The 3,997-nt window shown below is 75.2% G+C and carries 4 protein-coding genes; 3 read left to right on the top strand and 1 reads right to left on the bottom strand.

The features are described 5' to 3' along the window. Positions 1-120: 120 nt before the first annotated feature. On the bottom strand, positions 121-420 hold the full coding sequence (locus AAHZ94_RS29875) for a hypothetical protein (protein WP_349996834.1): 300 nt from the start codon (positions 418-420) through the stop codon (positions 121-123). Between the two features lie 125 nt (positions 421-545). Here AAHZ94_RS29875 and AAHZ94_RS29870 point away from each other — a divergent pair, with 125 nt between their 5' ends. The 3 genes from AAHZ94_RS29870 (at position 546) to AAHZ94_RS29860 (ending at position 3,886) form a co-directional block, all read left to right on the top strand. Then, on the top strand, positions 546-1,970 hold the full coding sequence (locus tag AAHZ94_RS29870; protein ID WP_349996833.1) for a sensor histidine kinase: 1,425 nt from the start codon (positions 546-548) through the stop codon (positions 1,968-1,970). Beyond that, positions 1,967-2,650 (top strand): response regulator transcription factor, encoded by a 684-nt coding sequence (locus AAHZ94_RS29865; protein WP_349996832.1) that lies wholly within the window; start codon positions 1,967-1,969, stop codon positions 2,648-2,650. Before AAHZ94_RS29870 ends, AAHZ94_RS29865 begins: the two co-directional genes overlap by 4 nt. A 279-nt stretch (positions 2,651-2,929) precedes the next feature. Next, positions 2,930-3,886: a GNAT family N-acetyltransferase gene (locus tag AAHZ94_RS29860; protein ID WP_349996831.1), complete on the top strand. Its 957-nt coding sequence runs from the start codon at positions 2,930-2,932 to the stop codon at positions 3,884-3,886. Positions 3,887-3,997 lie beyond the last annotated feature (111 nt).

Below are 3,997 nucleotides of genomic sequence, written 5' to 3'. Positions count from 1 at the left end.
CCCCCCCCCCCCCCCCCCCGGGGGGGGGGGGCCCCCCCCCCCCCCGGGCTTCGGGCGGGGGGCGCCGCGCGGGCGGTGGGGCCGAGAGCGGAGGTCCCACCGGCCGGGCGCCCCGCCCCGTCACGGCCAGTCGGGCGCGTCCGCGTCGAAGGCCGGTTCGGGAACCGCCGGCTCGGGGAGCGCCGGCCGGCGCCCGCCGCCGGTGGCGGGGCGGGGCTCCGGGCTCACCTTGTCGCTCACGAGCAGTACGACCAGACCCAGCACGATGACCGCGCCGCTGACGTACAGCTTGTGTCCCTCGAACAGCGGCAAGTTCTCCACCACCGCCCACTTGTCGAACCAGGACACGTAGTGGTGGAGCACGCTGCACCCACCGATCACCAGCAGGCCGAGGCCCACCCACTCAAGGAGCTTCTTCATGGCCATGACGCTAGGCGGGCGGTTCCGGCGGCCCCATCCGCCGAAGGTCTACGGCCCTGCAACTTTGGTAGCGGGCCCGGTCGCGAGGGAGGGCGGGGCGGCCGGTGGTGCGTAGATTCGCCGGTATGACCAGCACGTATCAGCCAGCGCTCGCCGGAGCGGCAGCCACCTCCACGGCGCCCGCCCCGGGCCGGGCGGCGCGGACCAGGCGGCGGGCCCGCGACTGGGCCGTGGACAGCACCGCCATGGTGCTGGCCGCGGGGATCTCGTTCATGACCGCCGAACCCGTGGTCACCGACCCGCGGATGACGGAGCTGATGGTCTTCGGCGACCTGCTGCTCGGCGGCGCCATGTGCCTGGTCCTGTGGCTGCGCCGGCGCTGGCCGATGCAGGTGGCCGTGATCGCCCTGCTCCTCTCCACGTTCTCGCACTTCGTGGTGGGGCCGAGCCTGGTGGCCGTGTTCTCGGTCGCCGTGCACCGGCAACTGCGGCCCGTCGTCACCATCGGCGCCCTCGCGCTGGCCTGCGGCGCCGTCAACAGCGCCGTGCACCCCGACCCTGACCTGGGCTATCTCGGCGCGTGGATCACCGGCGCCGTCTTCTACAGCACGGTCATCGGCTGGGGCATGTTCGTACGCTCCAGGCGCCAGCTCGTGGTCTCGCTGCGGGAACGCGCGCAGCGGGCGGAGTCGGAGGCCGCGCTGCGCGCCGAGCGCGCCCAGCGGCTGACCCGGGAGCGGATCGCCCGCGAGATGCACGACGTGCTGGCGCACCGGCTGTCCCTGCTGAGCGTGCACGCGGGCGCCCTTGAGTACCGGCCGGACGCCCCGCCGCGGGACGTCGCGCAGGCCGCCGGCGTCATCCGGGCCAGCGCCCACCAGGCCCTGGAGGACCTGCGCGAGGTCATCGGCGTACTGCGCGCACCCATCGGCGACCCCGGGCCCGCGGCGGGTGCGGCGCATGCGGAGGGCCCGCCGGATGGCGCGAGACCGTCGGGCGGCGCCAGATCGTCGACTGCCGGGAGCCCGGCGGGGGGCGTACCGGATGACGTACCGGATGGCCTCCTGGATGACGTGCCGGCCGCGGACCGTGCGCCGCTCGCCCCGGCCGGGCCCGAGGCCGTCCCGTACCGGCCGCAGCCGACACTTGCCGACCTGCCGCGGCTGGTCGGAGAGTCGCGGCAGGCGGCGATGCGCGTCGCGCTGCACGACGAGACGGACGGGCCGGGCCCGGTGCCCGACGCGACCGGACGGACCGCGTACCGCATCGTCCAGGAAGGGCTGACCAACGCCCGCAAGCACGCGCCGGACGCGGCGGTGAGCGTACGGGTCACCGGAGGGCCCGGGACGGGGCTGACCGTGGAGGTGCGGGACGCGGGGCCCGAGCGGGGCGCGGCGCGTACGGGGCGGGGGCGGCCGGCGATACCCGGCTCGGGGCAGGGGCTGATCGGTCTCGCCGAACGCGCCTCGCTCGCCGGCGGCCGGGTGACGTCCGGCGCGACCGAGGACGGCGGCTTCCTGTTGCGCGCCTGGCTACCGTGGCCCGCATGAACGATCACGATCACCCGTGCGTCCGCATCCTGCTCGTCGACGACGATCCGTTGGTACGGGCCGGGCTGCGGCTGATGCTCGGCGGCTCCAGCGAAGTGGAGATCGTCGGCGAGGCCGCCGACGGCAGCGAGGTCGGGCCGCTGGTGGACCGGCTGGCGCCGGACGTGGTCCTGATGGACATCCGCATGCCGACGCTGGACGGGCTGGCTGCCACCGAGGCGCTGCGGCGCCGGGCCGACCCGCCCGAGGTCATCGTGCTGACCACGTTCAACGCCGACGAGCACGTGTTGCGCGCGCTGCGCGCCGGGGCCGCCGGGTTCCTGCTCAAGGACACGCCGCCGGCGGAGATCGTGGCCGCCGTGCGCCGCGTCGCCGCCGGGGACCCGGCGCTCTCCCCCGCCGTCACCCAGCAGCTCATCGAGCACGTCGCCGGCGGCGGCCAGGGCAGCAGGCGCAGCCGGGCGGACACGCTGCTGGCCCGGCTCAACGACCGCGAACGCGAGGTCGCCGTCGCCGTCGGGCACGGCAAGTCCAACGCGGAGATCGGCAGCACGCTGTACATGAGCGTCCCCACGGTCAAGACCCACGTCTCCCGCATCCTGGCCAAGCTCGACCTCAACAACCGGGTGCAGATAGCCCTGTTGGCGCATGACGCGGGGTTGCTGGACGACGCTCCGTAGCTCCGGCGGTCCGTGGCCCCGTCGGCCGCGGTCGGTCCGTGGCCCCGTCAGCCGCGGTCGGTCCGTGGCCCCGTCAGCCGCGGTGCCGTCGGCGTGCGGCCCGCACAAACGTGTGGACACGGCGGCAGGGGCGGCCTATTGTTCGAGCAAGCCCTTGATCACGGAAGGAGGCCGGAGCCATGTACACCACGTCTTTGTCGCGCTCCCGCCCCGCCCGTGGGCTGATCTCCGTCTGACGTCGTCCGACCGGGAGCGCATCGCCATCCCGGAAGGAAACCCATGACCGATCTGGTCATCCGTCAGCTCTCCGAGCACGACGCTCATCTCTTTCACGCCCTGCCCGATGCCGGGCTGGTCGGCCACGCCCGCTTCGACCGGAAGTACGTCACCGTCGCCGACGGCGGCACGTACCGGCCCGAGTGGACCCGGGTCGCCCTGCGCGGCGAGACCGTGGTGGCCCGCGCCGCCTGGTGGGGCGGGCCCGACGACACCGAGCCCGTCGCGCTCGACTGGTTCGACTTCACCGACCACGCCGCGGCCGTGGAACTGTTGCGCACGGCCCCGCTCCGGGCCGACTACGTCCTGCTGCTGCCGCCGGGCTGGGAGCAGGACCCGGCGGTCGCCCAGGCCGCTCGGTCCCGTACCGACGCCGTGCTCGCCGCGGGCATGACCCGGCTCGTCGACCGCTTCCACTACGTGTGGACGCCGGAGTGCGGGGTGCCCGAGCAGCCGGGGCGGCTGACGTTCCGGCCCGAGCCCGACGACGCGGCGATCCTCTCCCTCCTGAGCCGCATCCAGCACGGCACGCTCGACGCACACGCCCGGCGCACCATCGAGACCACGGGCCACGAGGCCGCCGCGCAGGAGGACCTGGACTTCTTCCAGTGGTGCCCCTCGCCGCGCGAGTGGTGGCGCACCGCGTGGACGGCCGAGGGAGAACTGGTGGGGCTGCACGTGCCGGCGCGCAACCACACCGCGCCGGTCGTCGGCTTCATCGGCGTACTGCCCGAACAGCGCGGCCACGGCTACGCGTACGACCTGCTCGCCGACTGCACCCGGATGCTCGCGGCCGAGGGCGCGGAGCGGATCGTCGCCGACACCGACTTCGGCAACCAGCCGATGGCCGCCAACTTCGCCAAGGCCGGCTATCCCGTCACGCAGGAGCGCAGCTACTTCCAGTGGCCGAAGGGGCCGGAGGCGCCCGACGCCGCGGAGTCCGCGGGCGGCGCGGCGTAGCAGCCGGCCGGCGTAACGACTGAGGGGCGGGGCGGGCGGGCCGGGGGGGGGGGGGCCCCCCCGGGGGGGGGGGGGCGGGCGCCCGCGGGGCCGGGGGGGGCTGCGGGGGGG

The organism is Streptomyces sp. HSW2009 (assembly GCF_040240285.1).
In the GTDB taxonomy this organism is placed as follows: Bacteria; Actinomycetota; Actinomycetes; order Streptomycetales; family Streptomycetaceae; genus Streptomyces.
This window is presented reverse-complemented; position numbering and strand designations above follow the sequence as displayed.